Here is a 21,539-nt window from a genome sequence, read left to right on the forward strand (position 1 = left end):
GTCTCGTGGGCAAATAAAGCCGAGCACCCATATCCCTTTTCGACCCCTCTTACCATGCCTTCGCCCCACCGTAAAGGATTACGTTGACGTCGGCCTGCGGAAGCGAATCCCCACTGTGTAATCCCCAACTACTCAACTGGTCGGACCGCAGAACTACATTCCCACTATCCCCAAGCTGTCCATACACAGTCTTCTGCTGCGGTGACAGTCTGGCTGACGGGCCATTCTTCACTTCAAAGTACTCAGGCGCACCCAATCCGGGACCATTCTTGGTTGCAACGACATCGACATACGATATCGTCCCGTCTTTAGCTTCAAGTTTCACGTGCGTCCCCATGATCGTATAACCCCGGTCCTGAAGCTCCTGGACCGCTCTTGTTTCGCCCGCCGCACCCTTGATCGGGCCACACGCTCCACTGTTGTGAACCAACACCGGCGTCTTGCCCGCCACCACATAGTACGTGTGGATGCCGCTGATGGTGAGGTCATGAGTGCGCTGGCGGCGCTCGAAGTAGCGAACACTCTGGATCTTTGCAGTGTCACCGTTCGAGGTTCGGAGGGTCATGCCGGGCTTCAGGTCTCCGGCGTCGACCCAGCGATCCTCGCTCTCGACCCAGAAGGGATGTGTGACTGTGGAGATGAGGGCCGCGCTCTTCTCAGCATCACCAGTGGTGATGGAGAGATCGACGAACTTCTTGTCGTCTTCCGTGACGATGGTGCCTGCGACCTTGCGTACGGTGGTATGGCCCGTGGCGGGGTCGGTGACGGTCACCTGGTCACCGGTTTTGACCTCCTCTATATTCTTGGTCGATCCGTCTGCGAGGAGGACATCTGTTCCGGGCAGGAAGCTGTGACATTCAGACTCTTTACTCGTGCCCTTGATTGCTCTCCCCAGGGCTTTGAGCGCCTGCACCTTTCCGCTTCCGAAATCCGTGCACCGCGACACGTCCCCAGTTGCGCAGTCGATCGCTGGCGCAACATTGGTGGCCTCGCCGTAGAAGGTGGCGGCAGAGGTGAAGAGCCGTTCGAAGAACCCGGGCTTCTCGTCTTCCCCCAGGACGGTGATCCAAGGCCCGCGGCTCTTGGCACCTTTGGACTGCGCTCTCCAGGACCATGTGTAGTCGAGCGTGCGAGCGCTCTTGCGTGATCCTCCGGGGTTCGGCCAGTACTGTTCGTGCCGGTAGGTCCATCCGCCGGAGTTGTCCAGGACCCATCCGCTGCCTTGTCTGCCCTGCTCGCGGTTGGCCGCGTCGTCGTTGTAGCCGGCTCCGCCGGCCGGGCCGTCGGGGCGCAAACCGCTGGGGTCGCTGTAGGTCGCAGGGTTGTTGTTGCCGTAGCTGTAGCCATGGATCTGCTGGGGATCGGTCAGGTCCATGACCGGGTCGACGGAGAGGAACCGGCCGGTCGTGGGGTCGTATTCGCGGGCCCCGAGGTGGGTGAGGCCGGTGGTTTTGGCGTCGTCGGTGCCGCCTACGAAGCCCTTGGTGCCGGGCCAGGTGGTGGGCTGCTGGCCGCGCACGCCGCCGAAGGGCAGAGTGCGGCGCTGTGTGAGCTTCTGGGTCGTGGCATCGATGGCGAGTTGGGCGGTCCCGTGGTGGTCGGCCACCGTGAAGGACACGGTGCCGTCGTCTTCCTCGACTGCCTGGTGGCCGCCGCCGAGATCGAAGTAGCGGGTGACCTTGGGGGTGGTGGAGCCCTTGGGCAGGGTGATTTCGGTGGTGCCGAGGTAGAGGGTGGTCTCGGTGGGGGTACGTGCGATCAGGCGGTTGCCGTCGGCGTCGTAGAGGTATTCGGTGACCTTGTCACTGCCGCCCTCGACCGGTTCGGTGACTTTCGCAAGATGCCCTTCGGCATCCCAGCGCAGGGTCTGGGTGTCACCGCCGAGCGTGCGGGTGGTGGTGTTGCCGGTCTCGTCGTACCCAAAGTCGTCCTTGGCGGTGCCGGTGGGGCCGGTGGCGGTGACGGAGGTCATGGCGTGCGGCCGTGCACTCCTGGGACCTGGATCGGGGTATGTGTAGGTGCGCTTGATGTCCTTGGTGGTGCCGCCGCCGGTGTCGTGCAGGGTTTCGGTGCGGCGGTTGCCGATCTGGTCGTAGGTGTAGGAGTTCCAGTACGCCGCTGGACCGCCCAGGACGCTGCCGCTCGGTGCGGTGGCGCAGCTTTTCTGGTCCTGGGTCCATGCCTCGGTCAGGCGCCGCAGGTAGTCGTAGGTGAAGCACTGGTTGTCCGTGCCGGAGCGGGAGACGTCCGACACTGACAGCACGTTGCCCGACTCGTCATAGCCGTACGTGCTGTACTGGTCGACGCCTGCCACGTCCTGCCGGTCCACACGGGCAGTGGCCAGCCGCTGGGTGCCCCACTCGTAGGTGTTGGTGACCCAGGTCTTCTTGCTTCCGCTGCTGGAGAGCTCGTACTGGCTGGGCTTCCCGGTCAGGCTGTAGAGCGTGGTGGACTTCACTCCCTGGCCACCGTCGATGGCGACGGGACGCAAGGTCTCGTCCTCGTAGGTGTAGACGAGGGTGGCCGCCGGGTGGGATCCGGCCTTGGGGTAGCCCTTTCCTTCCACGAGTCCGGAGGCTTTGTACGTGGTCGCGGACAGATAGGTGCCCTGGAGTTCGCCCTCTTCGGCGGGGATGGTGACGGACGTGCGCAGTGCGCGGTAGAGGCGGTCGTAGGCGACGATTTTGGTGGTGTAGGCCCGGCCGTCGTCGTAGCGGGTGGATTCCGCCAGGTATCCCTTCGCGTTACTGACGGTGTCGTAGGCCCATTTTGCTCTCAGCTCGCCGCTGGGTGAGTCCTTGTGCAATTCGGTCTTGCGGCCGAGGCCGTCGTAGACATAGGCGAGCGTGGTATTGCGGGCGTCGGTGGTGGAGGTCAGTTGGCCGCGGTCGTCGTAGGTGCTGTTGGTGGTGCCTTTGTCCGGGTCGTTTGCCTGGGTCTGGTGGCCGAGGAGGTCGTAGGTGTAGCGCCAGGTGTTCTTCGCGGGGTCGGAGACCTCCTGAAGCTCGCCCCGGGAGGTGTAGGTGTAGGCGGTGGTGTCGTAAGCGGCGTTGACGCTGCGCTGATGGTGCTGCCGCAGTTCGGTGGTGCGGCCGCGGGCGTCGGTGAGGGTGGTGGTCGCGGTGCCGCCGACCGGTGGGATGACTGTGGTGCGGTCGCCGCCGTAGATCGTCTTCGTGGTGCCCAGCACGGTGCCACCGTCGCCGTTTCCGGCGATCTTCCGTGCCTCGGTCTGGCGGCCCATGCCGTCGTAGGCGTAGCGGTTCTGCGTCTCGACGCTCAGCGCGTCTTCGGGCTTGAAGAGTGTGGTGGCCGGTTTCCCGTCCGCGTAGTAGGTGGCGAAGTCCTTCGACTTCAGGCCGCGTTCGTCATAGAAGACGTCCGTGAGCAGTCGACCGCCGTCCGGGCCGGGGGCTTGTGTCTGCCGCTCGCGCAGGAGGCCGTCGTAGAGGGTGTAGGAAGTGCGCTGCACGCCGTTGTTGCCCAGTGTCTTCGTGCCGACGGCAACGGGCTGGTTCTCGGTGACATGGTAGGTGAACTCGTAGGTCGGGGTCTGGCCGGTGAGCCGGTCCGCCAGCCACACCTTGGTGGAGCGGCCCAGCGCGTCATACGCGTAGCTGGTGGTCTTCTCGTTGGTGTCGGTCTGCTTCAGTGGCAGACCGCGTAGCGCATCGCGGGTGGTGGTGGTTGTCTGCGCGGTGCTCGCGTCGCCACTCTTGGCGGGCGGCGAGGTCTCTTTCACGCTGGTGGGCATGCCCATGGCGGGGGTGTAGGCCGTGGTGGTGGTGCGGCCGTCGCCACGGGTCGTCCGGGTGAGTGTGCCTGCCGCGGTGACCGTGACATTGGCGGTCAGATCGGTGCTGGTCAGGGCTCGGCCGTAGGAGTCGTAGGTGGAGCCGGATTCCAGGTAGACGGCCGTGGATCCGTTGTACGTCTTCAGTACCGCTTCCCCGGTGGCGTCTCCCTTGGTGGGAGCCGCGTCGTAGGCACCGCCGTCGTAGGCGGTTCGGGTGTCGGTATTGACGTCATCGGGTCGGCTGACCGCGGCGTCGCATGCTTTGGCGACGGTCTCGACCCGGGAGGGGAGGGTGAGGATGTTCTTGTCGGTGTTGGTGGCGTAGGTGGTGCGGGTGCATGTGTTGTCGGCGGCGGTGGTGGTGTCGCCGAAGTCGTCGACCTGAGTGACCCTGCCTGCGACGGTGTCGTAGCTGGTGGCCGTCGAGACCGTTCGCCACTTGGCGCCAGCGCCGTCATCCAGGGAGGTGAATGTCTTGGTGTGCGCTGTTCCGGCGAAGTTGGCGGTGACCGTGCCCCAGTCGCGCGTCTTCTTGGCGGTCTCGTGGTGCCAGGGACGGTTGACCTTCTTGGCCAGGACCTTTCCGTCGGGTCCCGAGTAGCTGACGGTCTTGTAGGCGAAGCCGTTGGCCGACTCGTGGTCGGTGATGGGGTCGCCCTCGCCGTCTTCCAGGCTGACCGACACGCTCTTCGTGCCGCCTCCGGTGTCCTTGCGGTCACCGTCCATGCCACGGAGGAAGTACGTGTCTTCCTGCGACTTCATCGCCTTCGAGCCACCCTGGCCACCGGTCTGCACGCGAACCTGTCCGTAGCCGCGCCACTGCGACCAGGTCTTGAACTTCTCCTTGGTCAGCCCGTCGTCATCGTCGAAGTGCCAGGCCGCGCCGCCCTTGTAGTCGTAGGCGGTGACCTGGTCAGGTGCGCCGCCCGTGCGGTCGGTGGTGGTCACGAAGGTGACCACGTACTTGTTGAACCACTGCCGCTCGGGGTCGTCGCTCGTGCTGCCACCGATGTACTGCGGGAAGCACCGGGTGGTGTTGGTCTGCGGGGTTGGCAAGGTGTCCCAGTCGCAGGCCTCCTTGGAGTAGTCGACGTCGAGCTGGCCACCGGATTCGTCGGCGACGGTCGAGAGGCGGTCCTTGATGAAGGGCGCGTAGCCATCGCCGGTCTTGTCGAGTCGGTTTGCCAGCTGGGTGTAGGCGAAGGTGGTCTTCGGCAGAGTGATGGCCGGCTCGGCGCTGTGTCCAGTGCGCTGGATGGACTCGAGTTCCAGCTGGTAGTCGGTGTCGGCTTTGCCCCACCGATGGGCCAGGCTCCATGAGTCGACGTCCTTGGGGACACCGCCTTCGAGAACCTGAGTGGTGACCTTGGTCAACCGCTTACGTGTGAAGAAGACCGGGGCCAAGCGGCCCTTGTCGCAGTCCTCGTCCGATGTGCAGTTCAGGTCCCAGGGGGTGTCGTACCAATAGAAGGCGTCCTTGTCGATGGACGCGCAGTGCGTCTGTTCGTCGGGCAGACAGCGCTCGCTGCTGGTGAAGTCGACCTTTGCCAAGGCTTTGGTGCCGTACATCGACGACGACCGCAGTCCATATTCGATTCTATCCAGCTCGCCGCCGCGGACATAGCGAGTGTTGTCCTTGGCCTTGAGGTTCCGGCCGTAGGAGTTGGTCTCCTTGTCGTAGTAATAGGCGATGGCGTTCCCATGCGGGTCGACGACGTAGTCGAGGTTCCATCGCCATGCCTGTTGACACCAGGAGTCGGCGAACGTCGCCCCATGACACGGTTCACCGGAGCCGTTCCCGAAGACAGGAACCGTCCAGGTGGAGTCGGTGGTTTCCTTGCCGTCGGCCCATCCCGGCAACCGGTTGTAGCCGAAGTAATAGCGGGTCCCCTCCGGCGTGGTGACCCGCCAGTACTCGTCATTCCGTGCGTCGTTGTCGCGTACGTTGGTGTCCGAACCGTAGAGCCGGTCGATCTTCGTGCCGTCGTCGCTCTTCAGTTTCCAGGAATCCGTCCCGTTCGGGACCAGTTCCCCGCCCTTGCCGTTGAAGGACATGTACGCGTTGTCATAGGCCCAGCACAGGTCGCCGGGCTTGTTCCCGTCCGCGTTCTTCACTCCGTCGTCCGCGCACGGCTTGTAGCGGCGCTCGATGAACCCCGGCCAGAGGTCGAAGCCGTCGCCGACCCACGAGGCCTGATTGTTGGTGTTCGTGGTACGGCCGTCGATCCCGCCCGAGGAGTACGACAAACCCACAGTCGGTGTCAGGTCCCCTGGTACGTCCGGTACGGGCATGGCGTACGACCAGGTGAAGTCCCCAGTGTTCAGGTTGGTGTTCCATGCGGCTGAAGGGGAGAGCGAAGTGGCTTTGTAGTCCCCCTTCTCACCCTGTTCCTCCGCCACAACCGCCAGTACCGTCGGCGTATCCCCCCGCAAGACCACGTCCCGAGCGAGGAGGGTCTGCTTCTCGGCGTCGTTGACCGCCGCAAGGGGTGTAAGTGTGCGGCATCCGGGTCGGTCCGGGGTCGTGATGGCGCAGGCAGGCAACTCGACCAGCGTCAGCCGGGAGGCGTAGCCACCACCGTAGGCCTGCGCGAAGGACGAGTAGTCGACTCTGGCCCGCACCCGCCCTGACGCGGTGTCCTTCGTGGCCCTCTCACCCGTTTTGGGTTGAAGAGAGAAGAGTAGACCGTCGACGCCGGACTTCGCGGCGGCCTTGTGGTCCAGTACGCGGGCAGCGACCTCGCCACGTGCCGCGCCCGGTTTACCATCTGTATCCAGTGCCAGCGGCAGACCCTGGGCCGGTATCGCCGACGCTGACGCCTTCGCACCTGCTCCCGGCAGCTTCACCACCGCTGAGGCGGCCTTGGGCCAAGCGACGTGGGAGGCCGCCTGCGGGGTTCGCGGTCCCTTCGTCATGGTGCGTGGTTTGACCTTGCCGACCGTGCCGCGGACGGGCTTCTCGGCGCGAGGAAGGTCAGGACGGCCCTTTCCGTCATCGGCGGCGAGGGCAGGCTGCGTCATCCCCTGCAACAAGGTGGCGACCATAACCACAGCCGAGGCCATCGCAACGCGAGGGCGCAGCGAGCGTAACCGCTTCCTGGGTCTGCCGTTCATCCCTGTTCTCATCCCTCACTGTGTGCACCACGGACGCACGCGTCCCGCGGTGGAACGAAAGCTCGCGCTTGCCTGAACTGGGCTGTGGCGTACTGAACCGGGCAGTTCCCGGCTCACTACGGTGAATCAATCGCCGCTGGGTACGTCTGTGGCCATACCGGGTATGCCGATCGCGAGTCGCGCGACCTGGGCGTCGGTCAGTGTCCCCTGGAACGCCCACACATCGGAGACGGCGCCCGGCCAGTACTGGCCCCAGGTGGTTCCGGTCTTCGCCCGGCCGAGTTGCAGCGGCTGCGTTCCCTTGAACGACAGCACGTCGTCCACCTGAGCGATCCGGTCAGCGCATGAGGTCTCATCCGAGACGCCGTCCCCGTCGGTGTCCGCACAGGCGATCTCTTCGAGCTCACCATTCACGTAAAGCTTGAGCTGCTTGGCGAACCCGTCGTAGACCAACGCCAGATGTGTCCATTCAGCCGAGCTGGAGAACTGACCGTTCTCCACCTGCTTGACGATGGCGTCCTTACCGTCGGCACTCGCCATGGAGATCCGCCATCGGCCCGGATCTGTGTCCGGCGTCGTACTGGGCACATACCGCACGGCAAAGGCATTCTGCTGCGCGCCCGGTGCGCTGAGCAGCGCCACTTCGTCCTTCGGTACGGCTGCGGCTTGTGCCCATGCCGTCACCGTGAAACTCGCGCTCGTGTCCACCGGCACCGTGGACGTCGCGGCGTAGTCGTTGACACCGTCGAGCAGGAGGCCACCGTCGACCCAGCCCGCTCCGACCTGTGCGCCACCGTTGAGCGTCATGTCGTTGCCGGACGCTGAGGCGTCCGGTGTGGTCAGTGGCGAACCGGCCGCCTGCTGGAACATCCAGCGTCCCTTGACCAGCGCGCGCTGCTTGAACAGCTGCTGCGCCTCGGTGGCCGAGACGGGGCGGTCGAACAGCCGCACATCGTCGATTGTGCCCGGGAAGTGATTGTCGACCCCTCCGCTGTAGGAGCCGGCCCCGATGTACATCGACTGATCCGCATAGAACGCACCGGCCAGCTCAGTCGATCCGGCCCTGGCCCCATTGACGTACAGGGTAAGGGTGTTGGCCACCGTGTCGTGCACGCCGACCAGATGCACCCACTCCCCCGCGCGCGCCTGCGTCCCGTCCGGTTGCATGGCCCGGATCGGTGTCGCATCCGCAGTGTCGGCGGAGTACTGGTTGACCGCCCACCGGTCATAGGTCTTGGAGTAGTACAGCTCAAAGCCCGGGGCGTATTCCCCGGCCTGGGCTGTGATGACCGCGGCGCCGTCCGGCTTCTTGTCCAGCTTGGCCCAGGCCGAGACCGTGAAGCTGCGCGAGGTGTTGACGTGCGGAGCGCGCTCCTGGCCGATCTTCGCGTATCCGTCCGTGCCATTGAACCGAGTGGCCTTGCCCGCCACACCGGCCACTCCCGTGGTGACGCCGCCCACGTACTTCGCGGGGATCACCCCGCCGTGGCCCTTGATATCGGCGGCGCCGGCTTCCTCATCGAGGTGAAAGACCGCCACCGCCGGGCGTCCGGGGTCGCCGACGGTCTGGTGGGCGTAGAGCTTGTCGACCTCGTCCTGGGCGACGGGCTTGTCGAAGACCTGCGCCTCGTCGATCGCGCCGGGAAAGAAGTCCTTCGCGGTCCCGCCGGACGCGCCCGCGCCGATCCGCAAGCCCCGCCGGGCGTTCCAGTCGATGTCGTGGGAGGCCGTGCCCGCCAGCTTGCCGTTGACGAACAGCTGGAGCTTCTTGTCCACGCCGTCGTACGCGCCGACCAGATGAGTCCACACCCCGGCCTTCACCCCGCCCGGTGTGCCAGCCATCGCCCGCACGATCGTCGCGCCAGGCTCGTCGTCGGCGAAGGTGTTGAACACCCACCGGTCATACGAAGCGGAGTAGTACAGCTCGAAACCGGCGGTCTGGTTGCCGATCTGGGACGCCACCATCGCCGCGTGGTCGGGCACCTCCGACAGCTTCACCCACGCCGACACCGAGAACCCGCGGGTGCCGTCGACCACGGACAGGTCCGTGGCCGCGTAGCCGTCCGTACCGTTCAGCGACAGCCCCTTGCCCACAACACCCTCCGCCCCGGTAGCGGCGCCACCGTGCAGAGCGAGCGTACGAGGCGGCGTCGAACCCTCCGCCTGAGCGGAACCGGGCTTCTCGTCCAGTTGCCACGTCGCCCGCTCCGGCTGCCCGGCCTTCACCCGGAACTGATAGGTGCGGATCTCCGAACCGTTCCCCGCCTCATCGAAGGCCTGGGCGGTGACGAAGTTCAGGCCCGGCTTCGCCGGGAGCACCTTGACCGACCTGGCCGCACCGGCGGAGGTGGACACCTGGTTCGCCGACACCGGATCGCCGTTGAAACCCCAGCGGTACCGCGTCACATCCGTGGAGGACGAGTCCAGTTCGAACGTGCCGTACTGGCCCACCCCGTCCAGCCACGGATCCTCAGGATCCTCCGGGTCCGACGCCGGATACTCTCCCGACGCGACCGCGGGTGCCTTCGGCACCGAGGTGTCATAGACGAAGTAGCACCCCGTCGCACCGCCCGCGTACGACCACGGCGAGTACTGCGCACCGTCGTAGGAGCGGACGTACCAATGGACGGTCTTGTTCGCCGGAATCGAGGATGGCAACGCGATCGCGAAGTCCGAACCCGACCGCTTCGACGAGGTCAACGCGGGTTTCCACCGCGCGATCAGCCCCTTGCCGTCGCCCGCGTCCCACTTCGCCTGGAACTGCACCGCAACACTGTCGCGGTCCGGGTCTGTGATGTTGTTGGCGTAGACCTTGCCCAGGGTGCGTACTCGAGCCGTGTCTCCCGGCTTCTTGCAGGTGCCTCCGTACTCCATGGTCAGCTGCGACATCCTGACCTGTGTGGGCGGACGGTTGTACTTCACCCGCAGATACGCGTCATCCGAGAACCGCTTCCACCCGTACCGGTCGCTCTCGCTGGAGGCCTGCAGGCCGAACGTCATCGTCGACCACTTCTTGTCCGCGGCCTCCTGTACGGCAGATCTCACGGAGAACTCCGCGTCCTTTGCCGCACAGCCGTCGTAGCCGTAGGCGAACGACTCCGTCTTCAGGTGATCGATCCAAAAGCCGTCCGCGTTCTGTGAGTTCCACGTCGTCGAGGAGGAGATCCCCTTGGTGCGCCACAGCTGCACGCCTCGCGCGTCACACGAGGCGGACCATGTGTTCCGCACCACGAACTCCGCCGACAGCACCGACTTGCCCGCGAACCGCGACGTCGGGATCCGGTAGAAGAGGCGCTTGGTGTCCTGCGGCTGGCAGTAATTCCAGCCGCAGTACCCCATGCCGCCGTCTGAGTCACCGTTGAACTTCCACTGCGGTGACGACGCCCAGTACTTCGACGCCATCGTCCACGCCGACGCTTTCGGCGAGTACCACTGAGGGTCGATGAAGACCGGGTACACCGTACCCTCGCCCTTCAGCACATCGGCATCCGGCTTCAGCACCAGCTCATCCTGCGCCGCCGGTACCTCCACCCCCACCGGGGCCAGCTTCCCCGACTCACCCGCGGCCGGCTCTTCCCCATCGTCGGCTTCGGATACGTCAGCGGCCTTTGCCCGTGCGCCGACGGTCTCCTGTGCGCCGGGGCCGGGGCTGGAGTCCCACATCACTGGCTGAGGCGCTTCGAACACCGCGCCGCCCGCGCCCTTGTCGTTCGCCGCGACCCCGCCGGTGCCGGTTTCCTGGACGTCCAGGCCGCCCGCGTCCAGCTCCAGCCGTAACTCCGCCAATTCCTCACTGGCCGCGGCCTCGGCCGACTTCACCACCAACAACTGTGTGAAACCGTCCTCCTGAGCTCCCATCCGCAGGTCCACACCCGGCAGGACATCCGGATAGGTGGCCGTGTCCCCCTGTAATCGTGGGGCCGGCAGGTCCGTCGGCCAGGACAACGCCAGCTCACGCCCCGCCCTCGTCATCCGCACCAGCGGCACACTCCCACCGCCGGAGAACTTCAAGTCCACCGTCGTCGCCTTCGGCGCAACCATCCCGTCGCCAGTCTTCACCAGCGCGGTATCGATGGCCTTCCACTCACCATCCACGCGCGCTCGAACGGGACGCAGATACTCTCTGGCCTCCAACTTCCCGTCAGGAGTGGCGAACACCTCGCTGCTCTCACCCCGCAGTGAAGCGATCTCCACCGGCTTGCCCTCACGCTCAGCAGCCGCCCGCGCCAGCTCCTCGCTCACCGCGCTCGTCACACCGCGCGCCTCCTTGGCAACCGGCGCCGTGCGCACGTCGGCGCCCTGTACACCAGCGTGCGGGAGCGCTCCCAAGATGACCGAGGTAACCAACGCCACCCCGGACACGCGCGTACACCGCCGAATGCCCAAAGGCATAGCAGACTCCCCCCACAAGGCCTCCCCAGACCTTGCTCAGTTATGAACAATTCTCGATGGAATCGTGAACGCGAGAGTAGACATCGCCTCGCACACCAGTCCAGGCAGCCACAAAGGGACATGAGCCCACATTCAGGACAATCACCTCGCTCAGCCTAGGTGACATAGACCACACCTCGCGCGATACGGAACCGCCACCTCAAACGTGCTCGACGCACCAGCCCTCTTCGCCCGCACCGTCAATCTGACGGCGAGACCGAGAAGACACGACCAGACTCGACAGACCGTGCCCCCATCGACAGATAATCAGCCCTTGCCGAGCGCACCATGGACACCAGCATCCGGGATCTGGCTGCCCCGATGTGCAGCTGCTTCCGTAGCGTCTCAGCCGAGATCGGCCGTTGATACGTCTCCCAATGCCACGCGTCTTCTGCCAGCGCGAGCTTCAGAAGGTCGTCCCCATCAGCACCGAGCTGGCTTCGCTGATCATCCTCGTCCAGAGACGGAACGAGGTCGACGTTGATGCGGTCCTGCTCCATCATCGCCGCAGCGCGTTCTGCGGGGCTCGTGGGGGCTTCTACTCTCTCAAACTCAGATGACACCTCACCCTCGGCACGACTTATGGCCTGCAGAAGCCCCGGACCCACCTCTGCCCAACCGATCAACAGCAAAGGCCCCACCGCGTCGAAAGCAGCTTTGCCGTTCTGACCGGCCAGCAGCGGATCCGTCACGTTAAGCGCCAAGGTCATCAGACTGGAAAAGACCAGCAACCGACGCGCTGGCCGGAGCTGCTCCCGGCTCGCACCCTGCAGCGCGAGATAGCGGGTACCCAGCAGCAAACCCAGCACAGAAAGATCTACCGCCGGGGCCACAAGGGGTGCCACCCACGACGGCACACCCAACCGCAACGCGAGGGTCCATACATTGCCGAAGCCGAACAAGAACGTCAGCCCCACCACCGCCGCCATGATCAGCGTCACCGCCCGAAGCGTGACCGCTCGCTCGAAAGGAGCCCCCGCCCGGCTACCGGCGTGTGTCGACCTCTCGCCATTCATCGACCCGCTCCGCCCCACGACACGGGTTCGAAGCTGCCCTTGATCACCAGCCTGCCGACCAAATTCCACAGGTCAGTGGGGTCATCCTTCTGCGTGGTGCCCTGCCGGGGGCACTAACATCCGACCGCCTCCAACGAGGTCGTCGACGAAGCCGATGACACGGGGCTCGATCGCACTCGCTGTTGAGATGTGCCGCTGCGACCTTGCCTCGACTGCGTAGGGGCGCCTGGCACACTATTTTTGCAGAAAAGGATCTGCCTCCTGGCATGAGGCACCCAGCATCGCACCGCCAATGTCCAACGTCTGTCCATCGCCTCGTCAGCGCGGCTCGGCTGGATCGGGAGTGTCAGCCGTATCGAGTTGTTCACTACATCGAATGGCGTTTCTCCCAGTTGCCGTGCGCGATGTTCCGCCGCCCGGTAAGCGGTGGGTATGACAGAAACGGTTCAGCACCACAGAAACGAACGCACTCGCGAGCACGGTTCGCGCCCTGAGGGGGCCGCGGACGGCGCGCCCCTCACCACGTGCCTGGTCACAGGCGAGGGGCGCAGCGATCCTCTCAGGATGGAGTTCAAGGTCGAGCTGGCTTCCGGTCAGCTTGGCGAGGAGATCGCGAAGGTTCAGACAGCCGTCTTCCGCGACATCTTCCTCCACTTGTCAGCCAAACGAGCCGGGAAGTGAAAGGCCGCCCACCGAACGTTCACGCTTCCCGCCGCCCAGGTACTCCCTCGAGGCCATGCGTCTGATCAGCGCGCCTGGAGGAGGTGTCGGAGCGGATCATCGTCACCAGCATGCGTGAGCGTGCCGCGCCGACGTGGAGCCGCTTGCGGAGTGTTTCCGCGGAGATCGGCCGCTGGTAGGTCTCCCAGTGACGAGCGTCTTCCTGCCGGGCGCGCTCCAGCAACTCATCACCATCACAATGTCGTTCCGCCCCTGCCGCATGCGGGGAAGAGGCGCTGGTGGCTTGGCCATCGTTCTGGGACGCCGCTGCCTGAGCGGAGGCTTGTTCGTACTGCGGCGTCGCGGATGGGTGTGATGCCGGCCTGGGTTGGCTGGTGGCGAGTGCGTGGAGGAGTCCGGGTCCGACCTCGGCCCATCCGATCAGGAGGACGGGGCCGACCGCGTCGAAGGCGGCCTTCCCCAGGGCGCCCGCGATCAGCGGGTCGGCTGTGTTCAGCGCCAGGGTCATGCCGCTGGAGAGCACCAGCAGCCGCCGCGCCGAACGCAACTGGTCCACCGGTGCACCGTGCAGAGCGAGGTACCGGATACCGAGCAGCAGGCCGAGGATGGACAGGTCGACCGCCGGGGCGACCAGCGGGGCCACCCATGCCGGGACGCCCAGCCGCAGTGCCAGGTTCCATACGTTGCCGAAGCCGAAGAGGAAGGTCAGGCTGACGACGGCCGCCATCATGCCGGTCACCGCCCGGACCGTGGCCGCGCCGTCCGACGCACCGCCAGGCTCCAGCGCGGTGCGGGTGAAGCGTTCAGACATTCTCGCCGATCCCCATCCGCTGGTGGGTCTCCTGCGCACGTTCGGCGGCCGCACTGGCTCCGTAGTGGCGGGGCATGTCCTCGGAGACCCAGCCCATCAGCAGCATCAAGTCACCGGAGTCCCCGCCGGCCCGCTTCCATTCATGGGCGAAGTTGTGCCGCCACCGGTGCGCGTGCACCCCTGTTAGCCCGGCGGACAGGCCGCGGCGCTTGATCATGATCTTGATGCCGTTCGGTGCCAGGCGCTTCCCGCCACGCTCGGCCAGCCACAGATCCGGCAGCTCTGCGCCCTTGCGCTTGGCGCGGGCCCGCAGATACCGGCTCACCGCACGGGCGGTCTTCGGGCCGAACCGCACGCGGCGGTCGCGGCTGCCCTTGCCGTGGTAGTGCACCGAGTCGGTGACCAGGTCGATGTCCTCCAGGGTGAGGTTGCCGACCTCGGACAGGCGGGCGCCGGTGTTGTAGTAGAGGCGGATGATGGCCTCGTCCCGCAGCTGGAGGAACGCCTTGCCCTTGCAGGCGGCCAGCACCTTCCTGGTGTCGTCATCCCGGATGACCGGGATCAGCTTCTTCACGGTCTTGGGCTGGCGGACGCGTTCCATCGGCGAGCGGTCGCTCTCCTCCTCGTCCAGCATCAGCCACTTGAAGAACTGCTGAAGTCCCTTGTGCTTGTTCAGCGCGGTCGACGCCGACCGCGTCTCGATCATCCACCCCTGGAAGGCTTCGACGTGGGCCCGGGTGACCTCGGCCGGATCCTCGGCCGCGTCCTCCGCCTCGAGGTCGGGAGTGGCGTGTTCGTTCAGGTAGCGGGCGAGCTGGGCGGCGGCGAGGAGGTAGTTGTAGCGGGTGGTCTCCGGGTAGTTTCCCGCCCGCAGGGAGCGGTCCCAGTCCCGCAGGAAGCCCTCCCAGGTCTTGGGGAGCCCTGCGGTGATCTTGTCCAGGTCCAGAAGCGGCATGGAGAGAAACCCTCCGAGTCAAGGTGTCGGTGAGCGGCGTGCTCGACCTCGACGCGGGGAACGGGAGCGCGAAAAGAGGGCCCTCACAGGTGTTGACCTGCGAAGACCCTCTGCACCGTCGGGACGACAGGATTTGAACCTGCGACCCCTTGACCCCCAGTCAAGTGCGCTACCAAGCTGCGCCACGTCCCGGTGCTCGTTCGGCTTGGGCTTTCCCTCGCCGACCGCGCATGAAGAACAATACCGCACTTCAGGGGGTGGTCGCTGCCACCCCCGGGTGAAGATCGGGAGTCCGGCGGGACCAGCTGGGGTGTTCACCTGGTGGGGTCGGGTCATTGCAGCCTGTGACCAGGGGTGGCGAGCGCGAGTGGGGTGGGTGGGGCTTGACTTGAAGTTTGGTTAAAGTTGCACGCTCGCAGCATGACTTTCACCGACGTTCACACCGATTATGGGTACGACGATCTTCCTCGGCTGATGAGTCTGATGACCGGGGACGAGAAGCACGGGCCGGCCGCTACCTCGACGCTGGACGTGCTCTGGGTGCTCTACGACCGTGTGCTGCGGGTTTCGCCGGGGGACGTGGAGGCGCCGGAGCGGGATCGGTTTTTGCTGTCCAAGGGGCATGGGCCGATGGCGTACTACGCCGTGCTTGCCGCCAAGGGGTTCTTCCCCGAGTCGCTGCTGGCGGGGTTCGGGGGGTATGACTCGCCGCTGGGGCACCATCCGGATCGGGTGCTCGTGCCGGGGGTCGAGATCAGCAGTGGGTCGCTCGGGCATGGGCTGCCGTTGGCGGTGGGGAGTGCGCTCGGGTTGGGGGCGCAGGGGCTCTCCGGGGCGGCGGTGTGGGCGCTCATCGGTGACGCCGAGCTGGACGAGGGCAGCAATCACGAGGCGATCGCGTACGCCGGGGCCGTGGGGCTGGAGCGGTTGCACGCGGTCGTTGTCGACAACGCCTCCGCCAGCCATGGGCGGCCCGGGGGCATCGCCGCGCGCTTCGAGGCCGCGGGGTGGTCCACGGCGACCGTGGACGGGCGTGATCACCAGGCGCTGTACGAGGCGTACACCGCGCCGCACCCGGGGCGGCCGCGTGTCGTGGTGGCCCGGGTCGAGGCCAAGATCTGATCCGATTCCAGTGTGAGAGGGACTGTTCTCATGGACACCATGCGTGAGCGTTTCGCCTCCGTCGTCTCCCGTCTTCTGGACGACGATCCCCGGCTGGCCGTCGTGCTGGCCGAGATCGGTAAGGACGGCTTCACGGACGCGGCCCGGGCGCATCCCGACCGGGTGATCAATGTCGGCATCCGCGAGCAGCTGCTGATCGGCGTCGGCGGTGGACTGGCCCTGACCGGGATGCGGCCGATTCTGCACACCTTCGCCAGCTTTCTGGTCGAGCGGCCCTTTGAGCAGGTCAAGCTGGACTTCGGGCATCAGGGCGTGGGCGGGGTGCTGGTGAGCGCGGCCGGTTCGTACGACTGGCCGGCGGGCGGCTACACCCATATGGCGCCCGGCGATGTGGCCCTGCTGGACACGCTCGACGGCTGGACCGTCCATGTGCCGGGCCATCCGGACGAGGCCGAGACCCTGCTGCGGGCCGCGGCCGCGGCCGGTGACGACTCGGTGTACGTACGGCTGTCGGCGCACTCCAACTCCGCCCCGCGGGACATCGCCCCCGGCCGCTTCCTGACCGTACGGGAGGGGCGCCGCGGTGTGGTGATCGCGGTCGGGCCGATGCTCGATGGCGTCCTTACGGCCGTCGAGGGGCTGGACGTCACCGTGCTCTACGCCACGACCGTGCGGCCCTTCGATGAGCCGGCGCTGCGTGCGGCGATCGGCGGGCTGGGCGATGTCGTGCTCGTCGAGCCCTATCTCGCGGGCACCTCGACCGCCGCCGTGAACGACGCGCTCGCCGATCGCCCGCATCGGGTGCTCGGCCTGGGCATTCCCCGGCGCGAGCTGCGCCGCTACGGCACGATCGACGAGCATCTCGCGGGTCAGGGGCTGGACCCGCTGGCACTGCGTGAGCGGATCTCTGCTTTCCTGCGGTGAGGGGTGGGCCGGCCCCGTGGATCAGAGGTGTTTTTCGAGCCAGGTCAGCAGGTCCTGCTGGACCTCGTCCCGGTTGGTCTCGTTCAGGATCTCGTGCCGGGCCCCCTGGTATCCCTTCCAGGTCAGCTCCCGCGTTCCCCCGTAGCGGAAGTCCTCCAGGAGTTCGTAGACCAGCGTCATCCCCTGGTTGCACGGGTCCTCGGTGCCCACCGCCACGTGCACCGGCAGCGCGGTCGGGATACGGGCCTGGTGGCGCGGGTCGTTGATCTTACGGACGCCACGGACCCAGTCCTGGGACAGTCCGGCGCTGAACGCGAAGCCGCACCGCTCGTCCGCCGCGTACGCGGCCACCTCCGCCGCGTCGCGCGACAGCCACTCGAAGCCCGTCCGGTCCCGGATGTGCTCGTACGGGTCGTTGAACGAGGCGAAGAGGGTCGGGGTGAAAGTGGACCGCGCGTTCCGGCCCCCTTCCGCGACCTCCTGGGCGATGCCCGCCAGCGCCTCCTCGGTCTCGGTGCCCGGCAGTGAGCGGAAGGTGCCGGAGAGGATCAGCCCGGCCAGCTCCTCGCCGTACTCCTGGGCGCAGTCGCGGGCCAGCATCGAGCCCATGCTGTGGCCGAGCAGGACCAGGGGCGCGCGGGGGTGCGCGGCCCGCGCGCGGTCGCCGATGGTGCGCAGGTCCGAGACGATCGCCCGCCAGCCGTCGCCCTCCTCGCCCACGACGCCGAAGCCGCCCGTCGACTCGGCGGTGGCTCCGTGGCCGCGGTGGTCCGAGGCGACCACCGCATAGCCGTGGGCGGCGAGGAAGCGGGCGAACCGGTCGTAGCGCCGGGCGTGTTCGGCGGCGCCGTGGGCGATCTGGACGATCGCGCGCACGGCGCCGTTCTCCGGCAGCCAGCTGTAGGTCACCACCCGCACACCGTCGGGCATGGGCAGATGGTCGGTGCGGTGGGTGATACCGCCGTCGGGCATGCCTCTCATCTCCTGGCTCGAATCGATCTGGTGCGAATGGAAGCCCACTCTCCCTGCGGCGGGCCCCCAAGCCAAGGGCATCAACGTGGTCCTGTCCCCCGGGGCGCGGGGTGTGTAACGATCAAGCGCTTGGTACCGCGTATCGACTGCCGATCCATGCAACTCCCCTGCTCCAGGAGGACCGTTGGACTCGCACGACGCTTCGCTTCCCACCAGTTCCCCCGACTCCCCCGACTCCACTGGCTCGACCGGCTCTTCCAGTTCGTCCACCTCTCTTGATTCGCCCAGCTCTCCCGATTCGACCGGCACTTCTGGCTCGACCGGCTCCCCCGGTTCGTCCGGCCCTTCCGGCTCCCCCGCCCCGGCGGATGTCTTCGCCCTGTCCCGGCGGCGCTTTCTGCAGGCCGCCGCCGTGGGCACCGCCGCCGCCACCGCGGCCACCCTGCCCTTCGAGACGGCCGCCGCCGCACCGGCCCGGGCGGGCTCGCTCTCCTTCACCGCCGCCACCAACGGCGCCGCGACCCTCTCCCCGTCCGGCGACCGCTTGATCGCCGAGGTCCAGAACGTCCTGTGGTCGGTCGCCCGTAAGGGCGGCGAGGCCGTCGCGCTCACACCGGCCGATCTGGAGCCCACCCGGCCGGTGTACTCCCCCGATGGGAAACTGCTGGCCGTCTGCGCCTACCGGGGCGGCGGATTCCATATCTGGACGCTGCGCCCCGATGGCTCCGGTTTGCGACAGCGAACGGACGGGCCGTGGGACGACCGCGGTCCGGCCTGGTCGCCCGACGGCAGCCGGATCGCCTTCGCCTCCGAGCGCGGCGGCGACCCCGTGGCGGGCAGCCCGTATCGGATCTGGGTGCTGGAGGTGGCCAGCGGTGAGCTCACCCGGCTCACGGGGGCGGACGGCCAGGACGGGCCGCTCCAGGACGGCGCCTGGGAGGACTTCGACCCCACCTGGTCCGCGGACGGCGAGCGGGTGCTGTTCGTGCGCGGAGCGCCCGCCGAGACGACGCTGAGCGCCCGTACGGTGGCCTCCGTACGGGCCGACGGCACCGGACCCGTCACGGTCGAGCACACCGATCCCACCGCCGGCGCCCAGGTGATGACGCCGTCCGTGTCGGCGGGCGGCCATCTCGCCTATCTGCGCACCACGGCCGCTCCCGCCGCCTCCTGCACGCTGGTCGTGGACGGGGAGCCGGTGGCGGTCACGGGCGACGTGCAGCCCGTGCCGCCCCGTTGGGTGTCGCGGGATGAGCTGCTGCTCACCGTGGACGGGCGGTTCCGGGTGTTCCGGGTGCCCTCGGCGACACGGTCCGGCGGCGATGGAGACGCTGCCGGTGAGAGCACCGCCCGGGCCGGGCGCGCCGATGAGGATGCCGACCGTAAGGCACTCGCGGCGGATGCCGACCGTAAGGCGCTCGCCTACGAGGAGATCCCCTTCTCCGCCACCCTCCCCGTCGACCGGCCCCGGTACCGCGTCAAGCGGTACGACTTCGACGGTGGCGGGGTGCGGCCGGTGCGCGGGCTGCATCTGCCCGCGCTCTCTCCCGACGGCCGTAAGGTGGCCTTCGCCGCCCTCAACTCCCTCTGGGTCGCCGAGGTCTCCGGCGGCCGGGCCCCGCGCCGGGTCGTGCGGGCGGCCCCCACCCGGTATCTGCTGGCTCCCACCTGGACGCCGGACGGGCGCGCCCTGGTGTACGCCGACGACCGCGACGGACTGCTGGCCGTGCGCCGCCGGGAGCTGGCCTCGGGCGAGGAGACCGTGCTGGCCTCCGGCGGCCGGGTGCATCCGGCGCTCTCCCCCGACGGCACCCGGCTCGCCAGTGTCGACATGTCGGGAAACCTGGTCCTGCGCGATCTCGACGCCGGTACGGAACGGGTGCTCGCCGCGCCGATGGGCGCCGGAGGGCTGCCCGGACGACCGAGCTGGTCACCCGACGGGCGCTATGTCGCCCTGTGCGATCGCAATCGGCTGAATCAACGATTCCGCGAGGGCTACAACCTGATCCGGGTGATCGACATCAGCACGGGTGCGGCCAGGCAGCACGCCGTCGCCCCGCACACCTCCCTCTCCGACCGCTATGACTCCGGACCGGTGTGGTCCCCCGATGGCCGCCATATGGCGCTCATCGTCGAGTCCGCCCTGTGGCTGCTGCCCGTAAGGGCGGATGGCACCCCCGACGGCGCGCCGCGCCGGCTGACCGACGAGGCCGCCGATCACCCCTCCTGGTCCGGGGACTCCCGCAGCGTCCTGTATCTGTCGGCGGGCCGGCTGCGGCTGCTGGACGTCACGAGCGGCACCGCCCGGACGGTCCGTATCCCGCTGGACCACCGGCGGCCGCGCCCCGCGGACACCGTCGTCCACGCCGGGCGGTTCTGGGACGGCACCGGAGGCGAGGGCGGCGCCGGTCGTGACGGCCGTAAGGGCGGCACGGTCCGCGAGGACGTGGACGTCGTGGTGCGCGGCGGGCGCATCGCGGCCGTGGAGGCGCACCGGGCCGGGCGGCCCGCGAAGCGGCGCGTCGACGCCTCCGGCCGCACCGTGATCCCCGGGCTGTGGGACGCCCACACCCACCCCTGGCAGTACACCTACGGCGGCCGTCAGACCGCCCTGCAGCTCGCGTACGGCATCACCACCGCGGTCTCCCTCGGCGGGTTCGCCTATGAGCAGGCGCGCCTCAGGGAGGCCGTCGCGGCGGGCGCCCTGGCCGGGCCGCGGCTGCTGGCCACCGGCGAGCTGCTGGACGGGCCGCGCGTCGCGTACAGCATGGGCCGGGCGCATCGCACCCGCGATGGTCTGCGGCGCTCCCTGGCGCGCGGTGCCGCGCTCGACTGGGACTTCGTCAAGACCTATGTCCGCGCACCGGGCTGGATCATGGAGGAGGCGGCCCGGTTCGCACATGAGCGGCTCGGCGTGCGCACCGGCAGCCATCTGTGCTCACCGGGCATACAGCTCGGACAGGACCTGACGACGCATCTGCAGGCCACCCAGCGGCTGGAGTACGGCCACGCCACGACGGCGACCGGGCACTCCCAGCAGGACGTGGCGGACATCTACACCGCGACCTCCGACTTCCGGCTCATCGCCACACCGTTCACGGCCTCGCCCCTGGTCGGGGCGGACCCCTCGCTGGCGGAGGACGAGCGGGTCACCCGGCTGATGCCGCCGTGGGACACCGCGCTCGTACGGCAGCTCGCCGGGACGCCCCCGACCTCGGACCAACTGGCCACGTTGCGCACAGAGATCGGGGTCTACCAGCGGATCCTCTCCGGGGGCGGGGTGGTGGCCCTGGGGACGGACCAGCCGCTGGTGCCGGTGGGCCTCCATCTGCACATGGCGCTGCGCGCCCTGCACCGGTTCGGGCTGTCGCCGGAGGAGGCGCTGCGCACGGCGACCGTCCTCCCGGCGCGGGCCTTCGGCGCCGACCGCGATCTGGGGACCCTGGAGGTCGGCAAGCTGGCGGACCTGACGGTCGTGGACGGCGATCCCTTCACGGACTTCGACACGCTGGTACGGACGGTGTCGGTGCTGCGGGGCGGGGTGCCGTACGAGCAGCGCGAGCTGGTCGAGTCCTTCCCGGGGGCCGGTGCCGCGGCGGCACCGCACGGGAAGTCGGCGGATGAGTGGCTGGAGGTGGGGCGGCTGCTGCGGCGCGACTCCTGCTGCGCGGTGGACGGCTGAGGGTGATGCGGGGGTGAGCGGGGGCGGGGGCTTCG

9 protein-coding genes and 1 tRNA gene are annotated in these 21,539 nt (G+C 67.7%); 3 read left to right on the plus strand and 7 right to left on the minus strand.

Annotation, left to right across the window (positions count from 1 at the left end; all coding sequences use genetic code 11):
• Positions 1-49 precede the first annotated feature (49 nt).
• The 6 genes from IEJ02_RS27135 to IEJ02_RS27160 form a co-directional block, all read right to left on the minus strand.
• Positions 50-6,841, minus strand: coding sequence for a polymorphic toxin-type HINT domain-containing protein (locus tag IEJ02_RS27135; RefSeq protein WP_223864473.1), 6,792 nt, complete (start codon positions 6,839-6,841; stop codon positions 50-52).
• Positions 6,842-7,036: 195 nt separating this feature from the next.
• Complete coding sequence (locus tag IEJ02_RS27140; RefSeq protein WP_191067259.1) at positions 7,037-11,302, minus strand: LamG-like jellyroll fold domain-containing protein; 4,266 nt, start codon at positions 11,300-11,302, stop codon at positions 7,037-7,039.
• Positions 11,303-11,541: 239 nt separating this feature from the next.
• Positions 11,542-12,282 carry a SpdA protein gene (locus IEJ02_RS27145; RefSeq protein WP_275560605.1) on the minus strand — a complete coding sequence of 247 codons (741 nt, stop codon included), beginning with the start codon at positions 12,280-12,282 and terminating at the stop codon, positions 11,542-11,544.
• Positions 12,283-13,057: 775 nt separating this feature from the next.
• Positions 13,058-13,849 carry a SpdA protein gene (locus IEJ02_RS27150; RefSeq protein ID WP_223864475.1) on the minus strand — a complete coding sequence of 264 codons (792 nt, stop codon included), beginning with the start codon at positions 13,847-13,849 and terminating at the stop codon, positions 13,058-13,060.
• Positions 13,842-14,804 (minus strand): tyrosine-type recombinase/integrase, encoded by a 963-nt coding sequence (locus IEJ02_RS27155; protein WP_191067260.1) that lies wholly within the window; start codon positions 14,802-14,804, stop codon positions 13,842-13,844. The genes IEJ02_RS27150 and IEJ02_RS27155 overlap by 8 nt, the downstream gene beginning before the upstream one ends.
• A 118-nt stretch (positions 14,805-14,922) precedes the next feature.
• Positions 14,923-14,996 (minus strand) — tRNA-Pro (locus tag IEJ02_RS27160).
• Between the two features lie 228 nt (positions 14,997-15,224).
• On the opposite strand from IEJ02_RS27160, the gene IEJ02_RS27165 reads away from it, so the two are divergent.
• Together IEJ02_RS27165 and IEJ02_RS27170 are read left to right on the plus strand one after the other, a co-directional pair.
• Complete coding sequence (locus IEJ02_RS27165) at positions 15,225-15,926, plus strand: thiamine pyrophosphate-binding protein (RefSeq protein WP_191067261.1); 702 nt, start codon at positions 15,225-15,227, stop codon at positions 15,924-15,926.
• 30 nt (positions 15,927-15,956) lie between these two features.
• Positions 15,957-16,850: a transketolase family protein gene (locus IEJ02_RS27170; RefSeq protein WP_191067262.1), complete on the plus strand. Its 894-nt coding sequence runs from the start codon at positions 15,957-15,959 to the stop codon at positions 16,848-16,850.
• 21 nt (positions 16,851-16,871) lie between these two features.
• Here IEJ02_RS27170 and IEJ02_RS27175 read toward each other — a convergent pair whose 3' ends face one another.
• Positions 16,872-17,822: an alpha/beta hydrolase gene (locus IEJ02_RS27175; protein WP_191067263.1), complete on the minus strand. Its 951-nt coding sequence runs from the start codon at positions 17,820-17,822 to the stop codon at positions 16,872-16,874.
• Between the two features lie 412 nt (positions 17,823-18,234).
• Between IEJ02_RS27175 and IEJ02_RS27180 the strand changes: the two genes are divergently transcribed.
• The gene (locus IEJ02_RS27180; RefSeq protein WP_317985932.1) at positions 18,235-21,504 is read left to right on the plus strand and encodes an amidohydrolase family protein; all 3,270 of its coding nucleotides are present in this window, start codon (positions 18,235-18,237) and stop codon (positions 21,502-21,504) included.
• Positions 21,505-21,539: the final 35 nt, after the last annotated feature.

The organism is Streptomyces sp. 5-10, from assembly GCF_014712245.1.
Lineage (GTDB): Bacteria > Actinomycetota > Actinomycetes > Streptomycetales > Streptomycetaceae > Streptomyces > Streptomyces violaceusniger.

What these genes read in the sequence shown, in the direction of transcription:
- IEJ02_RS27135 (WP_223864473.1), bottom strand. Translation starts at nt 6,841, where the DNA reads ATGGTCGCCACCTTGTTGCAGGGGATGACGCAGCCTGCCCTCGCCGCC.
- IEJ02_RS27140 (WP_191067259.1), bottom strand. Translation starts at nt 11,302, where the DNA reads ATGCCTTTGGGCATTCGGCGGTGTACGCGCGTGTCCGGGGTGGCGTTG.
- IEJ02_RS27150 (WP_223864475.1), bottom strand. Translation starts at nt 13,849, where the DNA reads ATGTCTGAACGCTTCACCCGCACCGCGCTGGAGCCTGGCGGTGCGTCG.
- IEJ02_RS27155 (WP_191067260.1), bottom strand. Translation starts at nt 14,804, where the DNA reads ATGCCGCTTCTGGACCTGGACAAGATCACCGCAGGGCTCCCCAAGACC.
- IEJ02_RS27165 (WP_191067261.1), top strand. Translation starts at nt 15,225, where the DNA reads ATGACTTTCACCGACGTTCACACCGATTATGGGTACGACGATCTTCCT.
- IEJ02_RS27170 (WP_191067262.1), top strand. Translation starts at nt 15,957, where the DNA reads ATGGACACCATGCGTGAGCGTTTCGCCTCCGTCGTCTCCCGTCTTCTG.
- IEJ02_RS27175 (WP_191067263.1), bottom strand. Translation starts at nt 17,822, where the DNA reads ATGCCCGACGGCGGTATCACCCACCGCACCGACCATCTGCCCATGCCC.